Genomic DNA, 20,022 nt, shown 5'->3' with positions numbered 1-20,022 from the left:
AGGCCGCCGCACGCAAGCGGTGGCCGCACTCCTGCAGGACACCGCCATGCTCGATCGCGAATCCGCCGCCAAGTACATCAACGACCTGCTGGAGCTGATGGTCAGCAACCGCGGCTCGGACCTGTTCATCACTTCCGACTTCCCGCCGGCGATCAAGGTGGACGGCAAGATCACGCCGGTGTCGCAGCAGCCGCTGAACCCGACGCAGGCGCTGGGCCTGGTGCGCTCGGTGATGAACGAGCGGCAGGTGCAGGATTTCGATACCAGCCGCGAATGCAACTTCGCCATCACCGCGCCCAAGGCCGGGCGCTTCCGCGTGTCGGCGTTTATCCAGCAGGGCAAGGCCGGCATGGTGGTGCGGACCATCAATACGCGGATTCCGTCCGTGGCGGACCTGGACCTGCCCCCGACGCTGCACGACATCGTGATGTCCAAGCGCGGGCTGGTGATCGTGACCGGCGCGACCGGCTCGGGCAAGTCGACCACGCTGGCTGCCATGCTCGACCACCGCAATGCGCAGTCCTATGGCCACATCATCACCATCGAGGATCCGATCGAATACGTGCACGCGCACCAGAACTGCATCGTCACGCAGCGCGAGGTCGGCATCGATACGGAATCCTGGCACGTGGCGCTGAAGAACACGCTGCGCCAGGCGCCCGACGTGATCCTGATCGGCGAAATCCGCGACCGCGAGACCATGGAATACGCGATGCAGTACGCCGAAACCGGCCACCTGTGCCTGGCCACGCTGCACGCCAACAATGCCAACCAGGCGATCGACCGCGTGGTCAACTTCTTCCCCGAGGAAAAGCGCCAGCAGCTGCTGATCGACCTGTCGCTGAACCTGAAGGCGATGGTGTCGCAGCGCCTGCTGCCGCGCGCCGGGCGCAAGGGCCGCGTGCCGGCGGTGGAAATCATGATCGGCACGCCGCTGGTGGCAGACCTGATCTTCAAGGGCGAGATCCACGAGCTGAAGGAAGTCATCAAGAAATCGCGCGAGCAGGGCATGATCTCGTTCGACCAGGCGCTGTTCGACCTGTACGAGGAGGGCAAGATCACCTATGAGGATGCGCTGCGCAACGCAGATTCGCTCAATGACCTGCGCCTGATGATCAAGCTGCACAGCGCGCGCGCCAGGGACACCGACCTCGGCGCAGGCACCGAGCACCTGAACGTCATATAGAGGCGGAACGCCGTGCACGCGGCGGCGCATGGGCGTATGCTTCGGCCACGTGCAAGGATTCCGCAGGAGCCAGCCATGAGCAATGTCTACCAGTTTGAAGCCAGTTCGCTGGCCGGCGAGCCGGTGCCGCTGTCGCGGTTCCATGGCAAGGTGCTGCTGATCGTCAACACCGCCAGTGAATGCGGGTTCACGCCGCAGTATGCCGGCATGCAGAAGCTCTATGACGAATACCGGGAGCGCGGGCTGGAAGTGCTGGGCTTTCCGTGCAACCAGTTCGGCAAGCAGGAGCCCGGCGATGCGCAGCAGATCGGCCAGTTCTGCGAGTCGCGCTTCAGCGTGAGCTTCCCGATGTTCGGCAAGATCGACGTCAATGGCGAAGAGGCGCATCCGCTGTATCGCTGGCTGACCACCGAGAAGCGCGGCGTGCTGGGCACGCAGGGCATCAAGTGGAATTTCACCAAGTTCCTGGTGCGGCGCGACGGCACGGTGTACGAACGCTACGCGCCGACCACCAAGCCGGAAGAGCTGCGCAAGGATATCGAGACGCTGCTGTCCGATCCGGCAGCCTGAGCCTACACGCCGCTGGCGCGCACCGCGCGCAGGAAGCCATTGAGCGAGCGGTCCGGGGTTTCGTGGAAATGGTCGTCCAGCATGCGGATGGCGCGGCAGCGGTCGAGGCGGAAGCTGCGGTAGTCCGAGCGCGTGGTGCACCACGCCGCCAGCAGCCACGCATTGCCCCAGAAAAACAGGCCCAGCGGCATCACCACGCGTTCGGTGATGCGCTGCTGCGCGTCGCAGTAGTCGAGCAGCAGCAGCTTCTGCTCTCCCAGCGCGCCGTGTACGACGTCGAAGGCCTCGCGCACGTGCGACTGGTTGACGTATTCGGGCGCGAACACGCGGCTTTGCTGCGCCGCAAGCCGGCGTGGCGGCGGCAACGCGGCGACCAGCTTTTCCAGCGCCGGATCGGCCGCGGCCGCGAGTGCGCCGCCGCCCCAGGCCTTCAGCAGCCGCAGGCCGGCCACCAGCGCTTCCACTTCCATGGCACTGAACATCAGCGGCGGTACATCGAAATCGGCGCGCAGCCGATAGCCGATTCCGGCCTCGCCTTCGACCGGCACCCCTGACAGCGACAGCGCCTGGATATCACGGTAGACGGTGCGTTCCGATACGCCGAGCCGCTGCGCCAGCAGTGCCGCCGTAGTCAGGCGGCGGCCGCGCAGGACCTGGACGATCTGGAAGAGGCGGTCGGCGCGGCGGCTCATTCGTGGCGGCTTTCCTTACCCGGCAAAAGGCTCGTGCAGCCCGATGCGGTTGCCTTCGCTGTCGGTGATATGGGCGATGCGGCCGATCTCGCCCGGCAGGCGCAGCGGGCCGAACACGGTCTTGCCGCCGGCGCGCGCGGCGCGATCCAGCAGCGTGTCCAGCTCGGGCGCGTGCAGGTAGGGCACCGTGCCGTAGTAGTTGCTGGGACGGTAGCCTTCGCCGGCGACCAGCGCGCCGCCGGGATCGGGGTGCGGGAACACGGCCATGTCGACCTGGCTCATGGTCTCGCGGCGCAGCCTGGTGTCGAAGACCTGTTCGTAAAAGCCGATGGCGCGGCCCATGTCGACGACGGGGATCTCCAGCCAGTTGATCAGACGGTTGCTCATGACGGGCTCCTTGGTTCCGGTTGATGGGGAGTGAGGAGCTCGCATCATGCGCGGGGGCTGCTGACAGCGTGCTGTCAGGAGGCTGTCAGTGCGGCATCCAGGCTGCCATCACCGGCACCAGGATCGCGGTCAGCACGCCGTTCAGGCCCATGCCGAGTGCCGCGAAGGCGCCGGCTTCCTGGTTCACCTGGAACGCGCGCGCGGTGCCGATGCCATGCGCGGCAACGCCGGTGGCAAAGCCGCGCACGCTGTAGTCGCGGATGCGCAGCAGGTTCAGCAGGCTGGTGGCGCTGACCGCGCCGATGATGCCGGTGGCCATTACCAGCACCGCGGTCAGCGACGGCAGGCCGCCGATCTTTTCGGCCACGCCCATGGCGATCGGGATGGTCACGGACTTGGGCGCCAGCGAGCGCACGGTCTCGGGCGAGGCACCCAGCAGCCAGGCGATGCCGACCGCCGACACCACCGCCACCACCGAACCTGCCACCAGGCCGGCCAGCAGCGGGAACACATGGGTGCGCAGCTTGGGCAGCTGCATGTACAGCGGCACCGCCAGCGCCACGGTCGCGGGGCCGAGCAGGAAGTGCACGAACTGCGCGCCGTCGAAGTAGGTCTTGTACGGCGTGCCGGTGACGGTCAGCACCGTGACCAGCAGCGCCACAGCGATCATCACCGGGTTGGCCAGCGGCGAGAAGCGCGACTTCTCGTAGATGCGGAAGGCAAAGACGTAGGCGAGCAGCGTGGCGGTCAGCCCGACCAGCGGGCTCGCGGCCAGGTAGACCCAGATCTCATTGAGGCGTGGCGTCATCATGCCTGTTCTCCCTTCGCGTCGGCGCCAGGTGCGTCGGTGCGCTTGCGCATCAGCATGCGCGTGACCACCGCGGTAGTGGCGATGGCGAGCCAGGTGGAGATCACCAGCGCCACCAGGATCGGCATCCATTCGCCTTCGATGCGGTTGGCGTGGACCATGATGCCGACCCCCGCGGGGACGAACAGCAGCGACAGGTGCTTGAGCAGTTCGCTGGTGGTGCCCTGGATAATGGGCAGCAGGCGGTCGTCAAAGACGAGCCAGCCGAACAGCAGGATCATGCCGAGCACGGGGCCGGGCACGGGCAGGCGCAGCGCGTAGCTGATCACCTCGCCGACGGATTGGAAAACCAGCAGGATGGCAAAGGTCTGGAGCATGGGGGCGGTCGTGGTTGCGCATTTCCTCCTCTCTCCCGCAAGCGGGAGAGAGGCGACAACCACGGCCTTGCTCTGGCCGGGGATGTTATCCCAGCATCCGGTCGACCAGTTCGACCCAGTGCATCACCGGCGTATCGGTACCGCTTTGCAGGTGCGTGATGCAGCCGATATTGGCTGACACGATGGCTTCGGGCTGCGTGGCCTGCAGTTTGCCGAGCTTGTCGTCGCGCAGGCGGTAGGCCAGTTCCGGCTGCAGCACTGAATACGTGCCCGCCGAGCCGCAGCACAGGTGGCTGTCAGCGCAGAGTTTGACCTCCACGCCGAGGCCGGTCAAGAGCGCCTCCACCTTGCCGCGGATCTGCTGGCCATGCTGCAGCGTGCAGGGCGGGTGGTAGGCCACGCGCCGGCTGTCGCGCGGCACGGCGCCGGCCAGCGCACGCAGGTCATCGGCGAAGTCCGGCAGGATCTCGGACAGGTCGCGCGTCAGCGCGGAGACACGGCGCGCACGTTCCGCGTATTTGGGATCGTTGCGCAGCAGGTGCCCATAGTCCTTGACCATCGCGCCGCAGCCGGAGGCCGTCATCACGATGGCCTCGGCGCCGGCCTCGATATGTGGCCACCATGCATCGATATTGCGGCGCATATTGTCGAGGCCGCCTTCATGGTCGCCGGTGTGGAAGCGGATTGCGCCGCAACAGCCCGCCTCGCGCGCCATCACCAGTTGTACGCCGACACGGTCGAACACGCGCGCGGTCGCGGCATTGATGTTGGGCGACATTGCCGGCTGCACGCAACCGTCGAGCAACAACATCTTGCGTGCGTGGACATTGCGGGGCCAGGTGCCGGGCTCGGCGGCTTGCGACAGCGCCGGCACCTTGTTGCGCAGCGCGCCCGGCAGGATCGGCCGCACCATCTGGCCAAGGCGCAGCGCGGTGCTGAACAGCTTCGGGCGCGTCAGCCCCTCGCGCAGCGCCCAGCGTGCGATGCGCTGGCCGGCCGGGCGCTGGATGCCTTCGGCTTCGAGCTTGTCGTCGACGATCTTGCGGCCGATATCGACCAGACGGCCATAGCGCACGCCCGACGGGCAGGTCGATTCGCAGTTGCGGCAGGTCAGGCAGCGGTCCAGGTGCAGGCGCGTGCTTTCGCTGATGGCATTGCCTTCCAGCACCTGCTTCATCAGGTAGATGCGCCCGCGCGGCCCGTCGAGTTCGTCGCCGAGCAGTTGATACGTCGGGCACGTGGCGGTGCAGAAGCCGCAATGCACGCATTTGCCGACGATGGATTTGGCTTCCTCGCCTTCGGGCGTGTCGCGGAGAAAATCGGCCAGGGTCGTTTGCATGGTGTGGGGAGGTCTTTGCCTGGGCGTGGGAACGCTTGGGTGGACCGGATCAGAGTCCGGGATACATGCGCTGCGGATTGAAGATGCCAGCTGGGTCGAACGTCGCTTTCAGGCGCCGGTGGATTGCCGCCAGCGGCGAGGCCAGCGGCGTGAAGACGCCCACCGACTTGTCGCCGTTGCGGAACAGCGTGGCGTGGCCGCCGGCGGCCTGGGCCACGGCGCGCACGCTTTCGGCATCGGTCCTGGTGGCGCCATCGGCCGGCAGCCACCAGCGCTGGCCGCCGCCCCATTCCACCAGTTGCTGGCCCGGCAGTTCCAGCGGCGCGGCCACCGGCGGCACCGCCAGGCGCCACAGCGCGCGGCCCGCGTGCGCCGGCGCGAAGAAGGCGTGGGTCTGTTCGCGCAGCGACTGCCACAGCGCGGTGGCCACGCTGGCATCGACACGCTCGCCTCCGAGCTTTGCGCACGCGGCGCGCACCGCCGCGGTGGCGCCTGCCAGGCGCACGTGCAGCACGCCGTCATGCCAGGCCGATGCGGCCAGCGGCAGCGGCTGGCCGCCCCACTGGTTCAGCTGCCGGATCGCATCGGCCTGCGCCAGCTCGAAGCGCAGCGTGGCCTCGTCGAACGGCGCGGGCAGCACCTTGATCGAGACTTCCAGCACCAGCCCGAGCGTACCCAGCGAGCCCGCCAGCAGCCGCGACACATCGTAGCCGGCCACGTTCTTCATCACCTGCCCGCCGAAGTTCATCACCTCGCCGCTGCCATCCATCAGCTGCGCGCCCAGCACGAAGTCGCGCAGCGCGCCTACCGACTGCCGGCGCGGGCCCGACAGTCCCGCGGCCACCGCGCCGCCCAGCGTCGCGGTGCTGGCCTGGCCGGGCAGCGCGAAGTGGGGCGGCTCGAACGCCAGCACCTGGCGCTTCTCGGCCAGCGCGGCTTCGATTTCCGCCAGCGGCGTGCCGCAGCGCGCGGTGATCACCAGCTCGGCCGGGTCGTAGTCGACGATGCCGGCGTAGGCGCGCGTGTCCAGCACCTGCCCTTCAGGCGCCTGGCCGTAGAAGTCCTTGCTGCCGCCACCGCGCAGCCGCAGCGGCGTGCGGGTTTCGGTGGCTTGCCTGACGGCGTCGCGGAAGGCGTCGATGATGGCTTGCATATGCGTGGGTGGTGAGGAGGATGTTGTTCTGGCGCGGCTCAGGTTCCGGTCGGGCCGTCGCGGCCGCCGGGGACTTCAGGCCTGTCGTTCTGGTATGCCGGCAGCGAGCTGCCGCAGTGCTTGCAGTACTTCGCGTCGGGCTCGTGGCCCTCGGTCAGGCAATGGGTACAGGTGCGCGTGGTCAGCGGCTTCTTCAGGATGCTCGCGGCCAGCTCGGCGCCGACGATGCCGGTGGGGAAGGCGATGATGCCGTAGCCCAGCAGGATCGTCAGCGAGGTGATGAACTGGCCCAGCGGCGTCTTCGGCACCATGTCGCCGAAGCCCGTGGTGGTCAGCGTCACCACTGCCCAGTACATGGCGAGCGGAATGCTGTGGAAACCGTGCTCGGGGCCTTCGACCACGTACATCACCGTGCCCAGGATCACGGTAATGATGAACACCGCGCCGAGGAACACGAAGATCTTGCGCCGGCTGTTGATCAGCGCGTTGTACAGGATCTCCGCTTCCTCGAAATACACCGTCAGCTTCAGGATCCGGAACACGCGCAGCAGCCGCAGCAGGCGCACGTCGATCAGGAAGTGCAGCTCCGGCACGAAGAACGCCAGCCACGTCGGCATGATCGAGATGAAGTCGATGATCCCGTAGAAGCTGAAGACATAACGCCACGGCCGGCGCACCACCAGGACGCGCATCACGTACTCGGCCGTGAAGATCAGCGTGAAGCCCCACTCCAGCACAGTGAACAGCGTGCCGAGCCGGTCATGGACGGCGGGCAGGCTGTCGAGCATCACCACCATTACGCTGGCGACGATGGCGATCAGCAGCGCGACGTCGAAAATGCGCCCCTGGCGGGTGTCGGCCTCGAAGATGATGGTGTACCAGCGCTGGCGCCAGCCGGTTTCGGGCTGGCCCAGGCGCTGGCGGACCACCGCTTCCTGGTGCTGGCGTCGGCGTTCGTTGGCCATGGCGCGGGCTTCAGAAGCGCGGCAGGTCCGGATGCGGCAGCAGTCCCTTCCTGACGTGCATCTTGCCGTATTCCGCGCAGCGCGCCAGCGTGGGGATGGCCTTGTCCGGGTTCAGCAGCCGCGCCGGATCGAAGGCGGCCTTGACGCCGAAGAACGCCTCGCGTTCGCTGGGCGAGAACTGCACGCACATCGAGTTGAGCTTCTCCACGCCCACGCCGTGTTCGCCGGTGACGGTGCCGCCCAGCTCGACGCACGCTTCCAGGATGTCGGAGCCGAACAGCTCTGCACGGTGCCATTCGTCCTGGTCCGAGCCATCGAACAGGATCAGCGGGTGCATGTTGCCGTCGCCGGCATGGAACACGTTGATGCAGCGCAGGGCGTACTTGCGCTCCATCTCTTCGATGCGCCGCAGCAGCGTGCCGATATGCTTGCGCGGGATGGTGCCGTCCATGCAGTAATAGTCCGGCGAGATGCGGCCCGCGGCCGGAAAGGCGTTCTTGCGGCCGCTCCAGAAGCGCAGGCGCTCGGCTTCGTTCTGCGAGACCACGATGCGGGTGCAGCCCGACGCCTTCAGCACCGCGCTCATGCGTTCGATTTCTTCCGCCACTTCTTCGGGCGTGCCATCGGATTCGCACAGCAGGATGGCGGCGGCATCGAGGTCATAGCCGGCGTGCACGAACTCTTCCACCGCGGCGGTGGCGGGCTTGTCCATCATCTCCAGCCCGGCGGGGATGATGCCGGCGGCAATCACGTCTGCGACCGCATTGCCGCCTTTCTCGACGTCGTCGAAGCACGCCATGATCACCTGCGCCAGCTGCGGCTTGGGGATCAGCCGCACGGTGACTTCGGTGACCACGGCCAGCATGCCTTCGGAGCCGATCAGTACCGCCAGCAGGTCCAGGCCGGGCGAATCGGGCGCATCCGAGCCGAACACCACCACCTCGCCTTCCATGGTCACGGCGCGCACGCGCAGCACGTTGTGCACGGTCAGGCCGTACTTCAGGCAATGCACGCCGCCGGAGTTTTCGCTGACATTGCCGCCGATGGTGCAGGCGATCTGCGACGAGGGATCGGGCGCGTAGTAAAGGTTGTGGGGCGCGGCGGCATCGGAGATGGCCAGGTTGCGCACGCCCGGCTGGACCACCGCGGTGCGCGAATACGGGTCGACTGACAGGATGCGCTTGAACTTGGCCAGCGACAGCACCAGGCCCTCGGCGATCGGCATGGCGCCGCCGGACAGGCTGGTGCCGGCGCCTCGCGGCACCACCGGTACGCCCAGCTTGTGGCACAGGCGCAGGATGGCGCAGACCTGTTCCTCGGTGTCGGGCAGCGCCACGGCCATCGGCACCTGGCGGTACGCGGCCAGGCCGTCGCACTCGTAGGGCACGGTGTCCTCGGGCTTCGACAGCAGCGCGGCATCGGGCAGGATCTGCGCCAGGCCGGCGAGCAGCGCGCTGCGGCGGCCTTCGGCGGTGGCCTGCGTGCCGGCGCTGGCGGGGGCTAGCGTTTGGGCTTCGTGCGGGGCATTCATGGCGACTCCTGGACTCTGGTCGGGCCGGGCGGGCGGCCCGCCGTGGGGACGGCTGACGGACGGCTGACTATAGCGCAGGCCTCTTGCCCCGGGCACCACCAGGCACGTGAATTCCGCATGGCAAGCCGATCAAAAATGCTCATCATGGCCAGGCAGGCACCGGCCCCGCTTTCAGCGTAGCACCGGCCGGCGAGTGCAGGAAAGGCGGCGCCCCGCCTCAGCGCGGCGAGGCCGGCAGCCGTAGCACCATGTCGAGCTTGTCGTAGAAGTGCGGCGCGACATACAACGCGTCCGGCTCCAGCCCGAAGCGCTCGAAGCCGAGCGATTCGTACAGCCGCACCGCGCCCGCGCTGCCGGCATTGACGCACAGGAGCACCTGGCGCACGCCCTCCATGGCGGCGGCCTGCTCCAGCGCGCGCTCCATCAGCGCGCGGCCGAGCTTGCGGTCGCGCCAGCCCGGCGCCACGTACATGCCGGAGATCGACGCCTTGTGCCAGTGCTTGCGCCGCGGCTCACGCATCACGCCAACCACGCCGGCGAGCGCGGTGCCGTCGAAGGCGCCGAACACCACCTTGTCTTTGCTCGGCGCAAGGCGCTGCGCCACGGCGTCGGGCGGCAGGTCCTGTTCTTCTTCCAGGCTGGCGGCAAAGGCTTCCGGCGTCTCGGCCAGGCCTTGCAGGCGCAACGCGTGGAAGGCCTCGGCATCGGCGGGGGTCAGCAGCCGGATCTCCAGGTTCTGCATTCGGGCGGTCTCCTACCAGTCCAGGCTCAGCAGCCAGTCGACGAAATAGCGCGCCTCGGGCTTCAGCGGCGCCTGCTCGCGCTCGACGATGTAATAGCCATGCGGCGACACCGATTCGATATCGAGCAGCCGCACCATCTGCCCCAGCGACAGCCAGTGCCGCGCCATGCGCTGGCGCACCAGCGCCACGCCCTGGTTGGACGCGATCGCTTCCAGCATCAGGCCGATGTCGTTGAACTGGGGCCCGGTCTGCGGCTCGGGCCAGTCCAGCCCGGCGGTCTCGAACCACGGCTTCCACGGCTCCAGCGGGCTGCGCAGCAGCACCAGGCCGTGCAGGTGCTCGGGTTTGGTGATGGCGCGGCCGTTGACGCGCTCGTAGTATTCGCGCCCGCATGCCGGGAACACCGGCTCGACCAGCAATTTGGTGGTCTTCAGGTCAGGATAGCGGCCGGTGCCGTAGCGGATCTCGACATCGGTGTCTTCGGCCTTGACGTCAAGGAATGGGATCGCCAGGTGCAGTTCCAGGTCGATATGCGGGTACAGCGCGCCGAACTCGGGCAGCCGCGGCACCAGGTGCTGGCGCCCGAAGGTCGGCGGGATCGCCACGCGCAGCCGCGTGCGCAGCTTGTTGTACTCGGGCCGCGCCAGCTCGTTCAGCGACTTGAGCGCGTCCTGCACGTTGCGCAGGTAGCGCGTGCCGGCCGCGGTCAGCCGCAGCGCGGCATTGGTGCGCACGAACAGGTCTTCGCCCCACAGCTCCTCAAGGTTCTTGATGCGGTGCGATACGGCGCTGGGCGTGACCGACAGCTCCTCGGCCGCGCGCGCGAAGCTGCCCAGGCGCGCAGCAGCCTCGAAGGCGATCAGCAGGTGCAGCGGCGGGACGCGATTGAACATGGATGCCATGCCAGGCCGGTTCAGTGCACGCCGCCGCGCGTGGCACTGAAGATCTTGCCCGGGTTGAGGATATGGTTGGGATCGAGCGCGTCCTTGATCACGCGCATCAGGTCGAGCGCATCCTCGCCGTGCTCCTTCACCAGGAAGCGCTGCTTGTGCAGCCCCACGCCGTGCTCGCCGGTGCAGGTGCCGCCCATCGCCAGGGCGCGTTCGACGATGCGCTGGTTGATGGCCTCGGCCTCGGCCATTTCCTCGGGCTTGTCCGGGTCGACCAGGATCGCCACGTGGAAATTGCCGTCGCCGACGTGGCCGACGATCGGGCAGGGCAGGGTCGAGGCGTTCAGGTCCTTCTCGGTCTCGGTCACGCACTCGGCCAGGCGCGAGATCGGCACGCACACGTCGGTGGTGACCGACTTGCAGCCGGGCTTGAGCTGCAGCATCGCAAAGTAGGCGGTATGGCGCGCGTTCCACAGCCGGCTGCGGTCTTCGGGGCGCGTGGCCCACTCGAAGCCCTCGCCGCCGTGCTCGGCGGTGATCTGCTGCACGGCCTCGGCCTGCTCGCGCACGCCGGCCTCGGTGCCGTGGAATTCAAAGAACAGGTGCGGCGTCTCCGGCAGCGTCAGGTTGTCGTGGCGGTTGATGGCGCGGATCGCCAGCGCATCCACAAACTCTACGCGCGCCACCGGCACGCCCAGCTGGATGGTCTGGATCACGGCCTGCACCGCGCTGCCCATGCTCGGGAAGGCGCACACCGCGGCCGAGATCGCTTCCGGCTGCGGGTAGAGCCGCACCGTGACCTCGGTGATGATGCCGAGCGTGCCTTCGCTGCCGATGAAGAGGCGGGTCAGGTCGTAGCCGGCCGATGACTTGCGCGCGTGCGTGCCGGTGCGGATCACGCGGCCGTCGGCGGTCACCACGGTCAGCGCCAGCACGTTCTCGCGCATGGTGCCGTAGCGCACCGCGTTGGTCCCGGAGGCGCGCGTCGCGCACATGCCGCCCAGCGATGCATCCGCGCCCGGGTCGATCGGGAAGAACAGGCCGGTGTCCTTGATTTCCTGGTTCAGCTGCTTGCGCGTGACGCCGGGCTGCACGGTCACGGTCAGGTCCTCGGGCTGCACCGCCAGCACGCGGTTCATCTGCGACAGGTCGAGGCTGACGCCGCCGGCCACGGCCAGCAGGTGGCCTTCCAGGGACGAGCCGGCGCCGTAGGGGATCAGCGGTACGCCGTGATGGTTGCACAGGCGCGCCACCTCGGAGACTTCGTCGGTGCTGTGGGCGAACACGACCGCGTCCGGCGCGGCCGGCGGAAATGGCGATTCATCGCGCCCATGGTGCTCGCGCACGCCGGCCGACGTGGTGAAGCGCTCGCCGAAGCGCGCCGCGAGCGCTTCGCTGAAGGCGGGCGGCAGGGGACGGCGGTCGAGCGCGGCGGGCGGCGTGGGGTGGTTCATGCGGGTCTCCGGCGGGTCGGCGCGGCGAGGTTGCCGGCGGTGTTGCCGGCGTTGGCGTTCCGGCCCTGTGGTCCGGAAAGGCAGGCGGGGCGCGACCCGGTTGTCGAATGAGCGAATAACGGCATTCTACGCCGCGCGGCGGCTCATGCACCCTTGGCCGGCGCCGGGCTGGCCGATAGCCGCACAGGCAAGGCGCCCAGGGAAGTCGCACAAGCGGGACCCGCACCGAAGTAGGGGGGCGGCGGACCCTCGCACGCATGGCGGATCCATGCGCTCCGGCGCGATAATGCGCCATTTCCCCCCACACGCATACCAGCCAAGAGGAGACCGGCATGGGCAACCGCCTGTCCAAGATTGCCACCCGCACCGGCGACGCCGGCACCACCGGCCTGGGCGACGGCACCCGCACCGGCAAGGACAGCCTGCGCATCGCCGCCATCGGCGACGTCGACGAGCTGAACTGCCATGTCGGCGTGCTGCTGACCGAGACGCTTCCCGACGACGTGCGCGCCGCGCTGCTGCATATCCAGCACGACCTGTTCGACCTGGGCGGCGAGCTTTCCATCCCCGGCTACACCCTGCTCAAGCCCGGGCAGGTGGCGCAGCTCGACACCTGGCTGGCCGACTACAACGCCAACCTGCCGCGGCTGGCCGAATTCATCCTGCCCGGCGGCAGCCGCGCCGCGGCGCAGGCCCACGTGTGCCGCACCGTGTGCCGGCGCGCCGAGCGCGCGCTGGTGGCGCTGGGCGCGGCCGAGCCGCTGAACGAGGCGCCGCGCCAGTACCTGAACCGGCTGTCGGACCTGATGTTCGTGCTGGCGCGGGTGCTGAACCGGGCTGGCGGCGGCTCTGACGTGCTGTGGCAGCGCGACCGGCAGGGAAGCTGATTCGCCGGAAGTTGATCAGGCTGCATTTTTTGTCGTCGGCCGAGGGCTTTGGCTCAAGCCCCGGCCGCAAATGCCCTTGAGGAAACGCAGAATCCGAGAAAATTACTCGGATTTGCCGCTTCTGCCCTTGAAAAGACCCCGGACGGCCACATTTCGGCCTCAGGTTGAATTGCAGCCGCGCGGATAGCGAAGGCTCAAGAGGAGAGAATAATGGGTAAGATCATCGGTATCGACCTCGGTACCACCAATAGCTGCGTCGCGATCATGGAGGGCAACACCCCCAAGGTCATCGAAAACTCGGAAGGCGCCCGCACCACCCCGTCGATCATCGCCTACATGGAAGACGGCGAAATCCTGGTCGGTGCGCCGGCCAAGCGGCAGGCCGTCACCAACCCGCGTAACACGCTGTACGCGGTCAAGCGCCTGATCGGCCGCAAGTTCGAAGAGAAGGAAGTCCAGAAGGACATCGGCCTGATGCCGTATTCCATCGTCAAGGCCGACAACGGCGACGCATGGGTGTCGGCGCGGGACGAGAAGCTGGCCCCGCCGCAGGTGTCGGCCGAAGTGCTGCGCAAGATGAAGAAGACGGCCGAGGACTACCTCGGCGAGCCGGTGACCGAAGCCGTGATCACCGTGCCGGCGTACTTCAACGACTCGCAGCGCCAGGCAACCAAGGATGCCGGCCGCATCGCCGGCCTGGACGTCAAGCGCATCATCAACGAGCCGACCGCGGCCGCGCTGGCTTTCGGCCTGGACAAGAACGAGAAGGGTGACCGCAAGATCGCCGTGTATGACCTCGGCGGCGGCACCTTCGACATCTCGATCATCGAGATCGCGGACGTTGACGGCGAGAAGCAGTTCGAAGTGCTGTCGACCAACGGCGATACCTTCCTGGGCGGCGAAGACTTCGACCAGCGCATCATCGACTACATCATCGGCGAGTTCAAGAAGGACCAGGGCGTCGACCTGTCCAAGGACGTGCTCGCGCTGCAGCGCCTGAAGGAAGCCGCTGAAAAGGCCAAGATCGAACTGTCGAGCTCGCAGCAGACCGAGATCAACCTGCCGTACATCACGGCCGATGCCTCGGGTCCGAAGCACTTGAACCTGAAGATCACCCGCGCCAAGCTGGAATCGCTGGTCGAAGAGCTGATCACCCGCACCATCGAGCCGTGCCGCACCGCGATCAAGGACGCCGGCGTCAAGGTCAGCGATATCGACGACGTGATCCTGGTTGGCGGCATGACCCGCATGCCCAAGGTGCAGGAACAGGTCAAGGAGTTCTTCGGCAAGGAAGCGCGCAAGGACGTGAACCCGGACGAAGCCGTGGCCGTCGGTGCCGCGATCCAGGGTTCGGTGCTGTCGGGCGACCGCAAGGACGTGCTGCTGCTGGACGTGACGCCGCTGTCGCTGGGGATCGAGACCCTGGGTGGCGTGATGACCAAGATGATCACCAAGAACACCACCATCCCGACCAAGCATGCGCAGGTGTTCTCGACCGCCGACGACAACCAGCCGGCGGTGACCATCAAGGTGTTCCAGGGCGAGCGTGAAATGGCCTCGGGCAACAAGCTGCTGGGCGAGTTCAACCTGGAAGGCATTCCGCCCGCAGCGCGCGGCACGCCGCAGATCGAAGTCTCGTTCGACATCGACGCCAACGGCATCCTGCACGTGGGCGCCAAGGACAAGGCGACCGGCAAGGAAAACCGGATCACCATCAAGGCGAACTCGGGCCTGTCGGAAGACGAGATCCAGCGCATGGTCAAGGACGCCGAGGCTAACGCCGAGGAAGACAAGAAGGCCCGCGAGCTGGCTGATGCCCGCAACCAGGCCGACGCGCTGATCCACTCGACCAAGAAGGCAGTCACCGAATACGGTGACAAGCTGGAAGCCGGCGAGAAGGAAAAGATCGAAGCCGCGATCAAGGAACTGGAAGACGCCGCCCGCGGCGGCGACAAGGCCGAGATCGATGCCAAGGTCAACGCCCTGTCCGAAGTCAGCCAGAAGCTGGGTGAAAAGGTCTACGCCGACATGCAGGCCAAGGCCGGCGAGCAGGGCGCAGCAGGTGCAGCGGGCGCGGCAGGTGCCGGCGCGCAGCAGCAGGCCCAGCCGCAGGACGACAACGTTGTGGACGCCGAATTCAAGGAAGTCAACGACAAGAAGTAATCGGGACACGCGGGCGGCGGTGCAGGCACTGGCCGGCACCGCTCCCGCCCCGACGCCGGGCGCGGCCATCGGACCCAGCGGGAAACCGCCGTCGGATGCCTCGCTCGGCTTTTTTGCTATTCGCCGGTGTCGCGCCGCATGCGCGTGCCGGCCAAAAGGGTTTGAGCCACCATGGCAAAACGTGACTATTACGAAGTGCTCGGGGTAGGCAAGAACGCGAGCGACGACGAGATCAAGAAGGCTTATCGCAAGCTCGCGATGAAGTACCACCCGGACCGCAATCCGGAGGGCAAGGACGGCAAGGTCGCCGAGGAAAAATTCAAGGAGGTCAAAGAGGCCTACGAGATGCTTTCCGACCCGGAGAAGAAGGCGGCGTATGACCAGTATGGCCACGCCGGCGTCGACCCCAACATGGCCGGCGGCTTCGGCGGCGCGCAGGGCTACGGCGGTTTCGCCGAGGCCTTCGGCGACATCTTTGGCGACATCTTCGGCCAGCAGCAGGGCGGTCGCCGCAGCGGCGGCGGCCCGCAGGCCTATCGTGGCGCCGACCTGCGCTACAGCATGGAGATCAGCCTGGAGCAGGCCGCGCACGGCCACGAGGCGCAGATCCGCGTGCCGCACTGGGACGACTGCGACCACTGCCACGGCAAGGGCGCGGAGCCAGGCTCCAGCGTCGAGACCTGCCCGACCTGCCACGGCGCCGGCCAGGTGCGCGTGTCGCAGGGCTTCTTCACCATGCAGCAGACCTGCCCGAAGTGCCACGGCAGCGGCAAGTTCATTCCCAAGCCGTGCACCAAGTGCCACGGCCAGGGCAAGCTGAAGTCTCAGAAGACGCTGGAAGTGAAGATCCCGGCGGGCATCGACGAAGGCATGCGCATCCGCTCGTCGGGCAACGGCGAGCCGGGCATCAATGGCGGGCCGCCGGGCGACCTGTACGTGGAAGTCCACATCAAGCCGCACCCGATGTTCGAGCGTGACGGCGACGACCTGCACTGCCAGATGCCGATCTCCTTCGCCACCGCGGCGCTGGGCGGCGACCTGGAAGTGCCGACGCTGAGCGGCAAGGCTACCTTCCCGGTGCCCGAGGCGACGCAATCGGGCAAGACCTTCCGCCTGCGCGGCAAGGGCATCAAGGGCGTGCGTTCGGGCTATCCGGGCGATCTCTACGTGCATGTGAACGTGGAGACGCCGGTCAAGCTGACCGACGCGCAGAGGGAACTGCTGCGCCAGTTCGACCGCTCCGTGCACGAGGGCGGTTCGCGGCATAGCCCGCAGGAGCAATCCTGGCTGGATAAGGTGAAGAGCTTCTTCAGCTGATCTGGCCTGGCGGCATGAGACCGGCCACGTGCGAGCGTGGCCGGTTTTGTTTTTGGCGATGCTGTCCCTCAGGGAGCCGCCGGTTTTCTCCCCTCTCCCGCCTGCGTCGCCTGCGGGAGAGGGGCCGTGGGGAAAGGGCGGGCTCCTCCATCGCCCACCATCCCGCCGCGCGCGATAATGCATCCTAGTGCTATATGCCGGCCATGCCGGCAGTCCGTTTTCCCTGACGATTTCCCGTGGTAGCAAGCATCCAGCCCCCGCCCTCTCCCCAGGCCCCTCACCCGCAAGCGGGAGAGGGGAGCACGCCCTCAGCGGAAGGAGAGGTCTTCGTCCTTCTCGATGACGCCACCGCCCCGGCGGCGCAGTCAGCATCGCGCCTCTACACCGGCTTCCTCCGCGAAGACGTGCTGTCCGCCGGCAGCGATACCGCCCGGCTCGACGCGATGCTTGCCGACGGCTGGCGCCAGGGCTGGCACGCCACGCTGTTCGCCCCCTATGAGTTCGGCGGCGCGCTGGTCGACGCCCCGGTTCACACCGGCGGTACGATGCCGTACCACGACGGCGAGTTGCGACTGCTCTGGTTCCGCCAACTGCGCCGCCTCGACGGCGCTGGCGTGGCTGACTGGCTTCAGGCCAACGCTACGCCAGCGCCGGCCGGCCTGATGGGCGTCGCCTCCGACACCCCGCGCGAAGCCTTCGACGACGCCATCGCCCGCATCCACCGGTGGATCGAAGCCGGCGACACCTACCAGGTCAACTACACCCAGCGCCTGCGTTTTGAGGCCTTTGGCGACCCGGTAGCGCTGTACGCGGCGCTGCGCGCCGCCCAGCCGGTGCCCTACGGCACGCTGGCGCGGCTGCCGGGCGATGGCTGGGTGCTGTCGCTGTCGCCTGAGCTGTTCGTGCGCCACGACGGCGGCGGGCACCTGCTGACGCGTCCGATGAAGGGTACCGCGCCGCGCTCGGGGGATGCGCAGCGCGACGCGCAGGCCGCGGCGGCTCTGGCCGCCGATGCCAAGAACCGCGCCGAGAACGTGATGATCGTCGACCTGCTGCGCAACGACCTGGGCCGCATCGCGCAGCCGGGCAGCGTGGCGGTGCCCGAGCGCTTTGCCGTGCAGCCTTTCGGCGCGGTGCTGCAGATGACCTCCACGGTCACTGCCACGGCGCGTGCCGGGACCGCTTTCGGTGCATTGATGGCGGCGCTGTTCCCGTGCGGCTCGATCACCGGCGCACCCAAGCGCCGCACCATGGAAATCATCGCCGAGCTGGAAGGCACGCCGCGCGGCCTGTACACCGGCGCGATCGGCTGGATCGATGCCCCGCAAGCCGGTGCCGCCATGGGGCCGTTTGCACTGTCCGTGGCGATCCGCACGCTGGTGCTGGCGCCGCCAGCGGCCAGCGGGCTGCGTCCCGGCGAAATGGGCGTCGGCGGCGGCATCGTCCACGACAGCGTGGCCGCCGGGGAATTCGCGGAATGCGGCTGGAAGGCGCGCTTCCTGACGCGGCTCGATCCCGGCTTTACCCTGTTCGAGACCATGCGCGTGCAGGACGGCGAATGCCTGCACGCGGACCGACACCTGGCGCGCCTTGGGGCCTCGGCCCGTGCGTTCGGGTTTGCCTTCGACGCCGGGGCCGCGCAGGCGGAGGTGGCCGCGCGGGCCGCGCAGCTTGGCGCCGGCACCTGGCGCCTGCGGGTGGCGCTGGACAAGGCCGGCACGCTTGCCTTCGCCAGCGGGGCAGTAGTGCCGCTGCCCGGGCCGGTCACGGTCGACCTGGCGCCGCAGCCGCTGCCCGATGCCGATCCGCTGCGCCGCCACAAGACCAGCGCCCGCGCGGTCTTCGACGCCGGCTGGCAGGCCGCCGAGCGGGCCGGCGGCTTCGACCGCCTGTTCTTCAATACCCGCGACGAGCTGCTGGAAGGCGGGCGCAGCTCGGTCTTCGTCCGCGTCGATGGCCGCTGGCTGACGCCGCCGCTGTCGGCCGACATCCTGCCCGGCGTGATGCGCGCGGTGGTGCTGGAACAGGGCGGGGCAGCGCTGGGCGCGCCCGGCGAAGCGGTGGAGGAGGGCGTCATCACGCGCGCCATGCTGGCGCGTGCCGACGCGGTCGTGGTAGCCAATGCACTGCGCGGCGCGATGCCGGCAACGCTTGCCTGACGACTACGGGTGATGCGTGTCCAGCACGCCGTCGCCCAGCTTCCAGCGCACCACGCCCGGCAGGTTGATCAGCTCGCGGTCGTGGCAGATCATGATCACGGTGCGGCCTTCCGCGGCCAAATCGCCGACCAGCGCAATCACCTGCTCGCGCGCATGGCCGTCCAGGCTTGAGGTCGGCTCGTCGAGCAACAGCAGTTCAGGCTCCAGCACCTTGGCGCGTGCCAGCGCCACGCGCTGGATCTCGCCGCCCGACAGGTGCTCGGGCGCGGTGTCCTGCAGGTGCGACACACCGGCCCAGCCCAGCGCCTCGCCAACGCGCCGTGCGATCTCGTCGTGCGGCAGGCGGCGCGCATGCAGGCCGTAGGCGATGTTCGCGCGGACCGAGGTGCGGAACAGGTAGGGGTGCTGGTGCAGATAGGCAATGCGCTGGCGCACCGCTGGCGGCAGCGGATCGAGCGGCGCGCTGTGGGGCTGGCCGTTGGCATCGGTCCATTGCACGGTGGCGCCCGGCGCGCGCTCCAGCCCGGCCAGCATGCGCAGCATCGTGGTCTTGCCGGCGCCATTCATGCCAGTCAGCACGATCGCGGCGGCGCGCGGGATCACCAGCATGTCGATGGCAAACAGGCGGCGCAGGCCGATGGTGCGGGCCAGCCCGCGCACGGTCAGCAAGGCGGATGCCGGTGGTTGGGATAAGGCTGTCATCGCCGGAACCCTCCCGCACCCTGCAGCCACGCCATGCCGATATTGACCAGCAGCGCCAGCGCCACCAGCACGATGCCCAGCGCAATGCCCTGCGCGAATTCGCCCTTGCTGGTTTCCAGCGCGATCGCGGTGGTGATGGTGCGGGTCGAGCCTTCGATATTGCCGCCGATCATCAGCGCCGAGCCGACCTCGGCGATCACGCGCCCGAAGCCCGCCACCACCGCTGCCATCAGCCCGAAGCGCAGCTCGCGCAGCACCGTGAAGAAGGTGCGCCAGCGCCCGGCACCCAGCACCCACGCCGTTTCGCGCAGGCGCACATCGGCACCCTGCAGCGTCGACAGCGCAAACGCCAGCACCACCGGGAAGCCGATCACCGCCTGCCCCAGCACCATGCCCGACGGCGTGAACAGCAGGTGCAGGCCGCCCAGCGGGCCCTGGCGCGTCAGCAAGAGGTAAAGGATCAGCCCGACCAGCACGGTCGGGAACGAGAGGAAGGCCTGCGCCACCACCACCACCGCGCGCCGCCCGGGGAACTGCCGCGTGGCGATCAGCCAGGCGGCGGCGATGGCGGGCACGGTGGCGATCGCCAGCCCCAGCACCGCGATGGCCAGCGAGGTCCAGACGATGAACCACAGCCCCGCGTCGCCGCTGCCGAGCAGGCGGAATGCGGCGGCGGTGGCGGCAGCGATCTCCACCGGG

The 20,022-nt window shown here is 68.2% G+C and carries 19 protein-coding genes; 6 read left to right on the top strand and 13 right to left on the bottom strand.

What is annotated here, in order from left to right; translation table 11 throughout:
* The first annotated feature begins 46 nt into the window (after positions 1-46).
* Together LPA45_RS14390 and LPA45_RS14385 are read left to right on the top strand one after the other, a co-directional pair.
* Positions 47-1,186 carry a PilT/PilU family type 4a pilus ATPase gene (locus LPA45_RS14390; protein ID WP_116318085.1) on the top strand — a complete coding sequence of 380 codons (1,140 nt, stop codon included), beginning with the start codon at positions 47-49 and terminating at the stop codon, positions 1,184-1,186.
* Positions 1,187-1,261: 75 nt separating this feature from the next.
* Entirely contained in the window at positions 1,262-1,756 is a 495-nt protein-coding gene (locus LPA45_RS14385) for a glutathione peroxidase (protein ID WP_317920414.1), read from the top strand.
* Positions 1,757-1,758: 2 nt separating this feature from the next.
* Here LPA45_RS14385 and LPA45_RS14380 read toward each other — a convergent pair whose 3' ends face one another.
* The 11 genes from LPA45_RS14380 to LPA45_RS14330 all read right to left on the bottom strand — a co-directional run bounded on the left by LPA45_RS14380 (position 1,759) and on the right by LPA45_RS14330 (position 12,095).
* Positions 1,759-2,448, bottom strand: a complete 690-nt coding sequence (locus LPA45_RS14380; RefSeq protein WP_116318083.1) for a YafY family protein — start codon at positions 2,446-2,448, stop codon at positions 1,759-1,761.
* 15 nt (positions 2,449-2,463) lie between these two features.
* Positions 2,464-2,835: a VOC family protein gene (locus LPA45_RS14375; RefSeq protein WP_199414524.1), complete on the bottom strand. Its 372-nt coding sequence runs from the start codon at positions 2,833-2,835 to the stop codon at positions 2,464-2,466.
* An 85-nt stretch (positions 2,836-2,920) separates the two neighbouring features.
* Positions 2,921-3,646 carry an LrgB family protein gene (locus LPA45_RS14370; RefSeq protein WP_116318081.1) on the bottom strand — a complete coding sequence of 242 codons (726 nt, stop codon included), beginning with the start codon at positions 3,644-3,646 and terminating at the stop codon, positions 2,921-2,923.
* Entirely contained in the window at positions 3,643-4,020 is a 378-nt protein-coding gene (locus LPA45_RS14365; RefSeq protein ID WP_116318080.1) for a CidA/LrgA family protein, read from the bottom strand. Before LPA45_RS14365 ends, LPA45_RS14370 begins: the two co-directional genes overlap by 4 nt.
* 85 nt (positions 4,021-4,105) lie before the next feature.
* Positions 4,106-5,359, bottom strand: a complete 1,254-nt coding sequence (glcF, locus tag LPA45_RS14360; protein WP_116318079.1) for a glycolate oxidase subunit GlcF — start codon at positions 5,357-5,359, stop codon at positions 4,106-4,108.
* 49 nt (positions 5,360-5,408) lie between these two features.
* On the bottom strand, positions 5,409-6,512 hold the full coding sequence (glcE, locus tag LPA45_RS14355) for a glycolate oxidase subunit GlcE (protein WP_116318078.1): 1,104 nt from the start codon (positions 6,510-6,512) through the stop codon (positions 5,409-5,411).
* Positions 6,513-6,550: 38 nt separating this feature from the next.
* Positions 6,551-7,477 carry an ion transporter gene (locus tag LPA45_RS14350; protein ID WP_116318077.1) on the bottom strand — a complete coding sequence of 309 codons (927 nt, stop codon included), beginning with the start codon at positions 7,475-7,477 and terminating at the stop codon, positions 6,551-6,553.
* 10 nt (positions 7,478-7,487) lie between these two features.
* Positions 7,488-9,008 (bottom strand): FAD-linked oxidase C-terminal domain-containing protein, encoded by a 1,521-nt coding sequence (locus LPA45_RS14345; protein WP_317920419.1) that lies wholly within the window; start codon positions 9,006-9,008, stop codon positions 7,488-7,490.
* A gap of 217 nt (positions 9,009-9,225) precedes the next feature.
* A complete protein-coding gene (locus LPA45_RS14340) occupies positions 9,226-9,741 on the bottom strand; it encodes a GNAT family N-acetyltransferase (RefSeq protein WP_116318271.1) in 516 nt (171 codons plus the stop codon).
* A 21-nt stretch (positions 9,742-9,762) separates the two neighbouring features.
* The gene (locus tag LPA45_RS14335) at positions 9,763-10,653 is read right to left on the bottom strand and encodes a LysR substrate-binding domain-containing protein (RefSeq protein WP_317920421.1); all 891 of its coding nucleotides are present in this window, start codon (positions 10,651-10,653) and stop codon (positions 9,763-9,765) included.
* 11 nt (positions 10,654-10,664) lie between these two features.
* Complete coding sequence (locus LPA45_RS14330; RefSeq protein ID WP_317920423.1) at positions 10,665-12,095, bottom strand: FAD-binding oxidoreductase; 1,431 nt, start codon at positions 12,093-12,095, stop codon at positions 10,665-10,667.
* A gap of 332 nt (positions 12,096-12,427) precedes the next feature.
* Here LPA45_RS14330 and LPA45_RS14325 point away from each other — a divergent pair, with 332 nt between their 5' ends.
* From LPA45_RS14325 to LPA45_RS14310, 4 genes are all read left to right on the top strand, one after another.
* Complete coding sequence (locus LPA45_RS14325; RefSeq protein WP_116318074.1) at positions 12,428-12,982, top strand: cob(I)yrinic acid a,c-diamide adenosyltransferase; 555 nt, start codon at positions 12,428-12,430, stop codon at positions 12,980-12,982.
* 210 nt (positions 12,983-13,192) lie between these two features.
* Entirely contained in the window at positions 13,193-15,145 is a 1,953-nt protein-coding gene (gene dnaK / locus LPA45_RS14320; protein ID WP_317920425.1) for a molecular chaperone DnaK, read from the top strand.
* Between the two features lie 171 nt (positions 15,146-15,316).
* Positions 15,317-16,462: a molecular chaperone DnaJ gene (dnaJ, locus tag LPA45_RS14315; protein WP_116318072.1), complete on the top strand. Its 1,146-nt coding sequence runs from the start codon at positions 15,317-15,319 to the stop codon at positions 16,460-16,462.
* Positions 16,463-16,698: 236 nt separating this feature from the next.
* Complete coding sequence (locus LPA45_RS14310; protein WP_317920427.1) at positions 16,699-18,621, top strand: bifunctional anthranilate synthase component I family protein/class IV aminotransferase; 1,923 nt, start codon at positions 16,699-16,701, stop codon at positions 18,619-18,621.
* Between the two features lie 3 nt (positions 18,622-18,624).
* Here the strand turns inward: LPA45_RS14310 and LPA45_RS14305 are convergent, their stop codons facing one another.
* Together LPA45_RS14305 and LPA45_RS14300 are read right to left on the bottom strand one after the other, a co-directional pair.
* Positions 18,625-19,323 carry an energy-coupling factor ABC transporter ATP-binding protein gene (locus LPA45_RS14305; protein ID WP_116318070.1) on the bottom strand — a complete coding sequence of 233 codons (699 nt, stop codon included), beginning with the start codon at positions 19,321-19,323 and terminating at the stop codon, positions 18,625-18,627.
* A complete protein-coding gene (locus LPA45_RS14300; RefSeq protein WP_116318069.1) occupies positions 19,320-20,018 on the bottom strand; it encodes an ABC transporter permease in 699 nt (232 codons plus the stop codon). Before LPA45_RS14300 ends, LPA45_RS14305 begins: the two co-directional genes overlap by 4 nt.
* Positions 20,019-20,022: the final 4 nt, after the last annotated feature.

The sequence above is a fragment of the Cupriavidus sp. Agwp_2 genome (assembly GCF_040784895.1).
GTDB lineage: Bacteria > Pseudomonadota > Gammaproteobacteria > Burkholderiales > Burkholderiaceae > Cupriavidus.
This window is presented reverse-complemented; position numbering and strand designations above follow the sequence as displayed.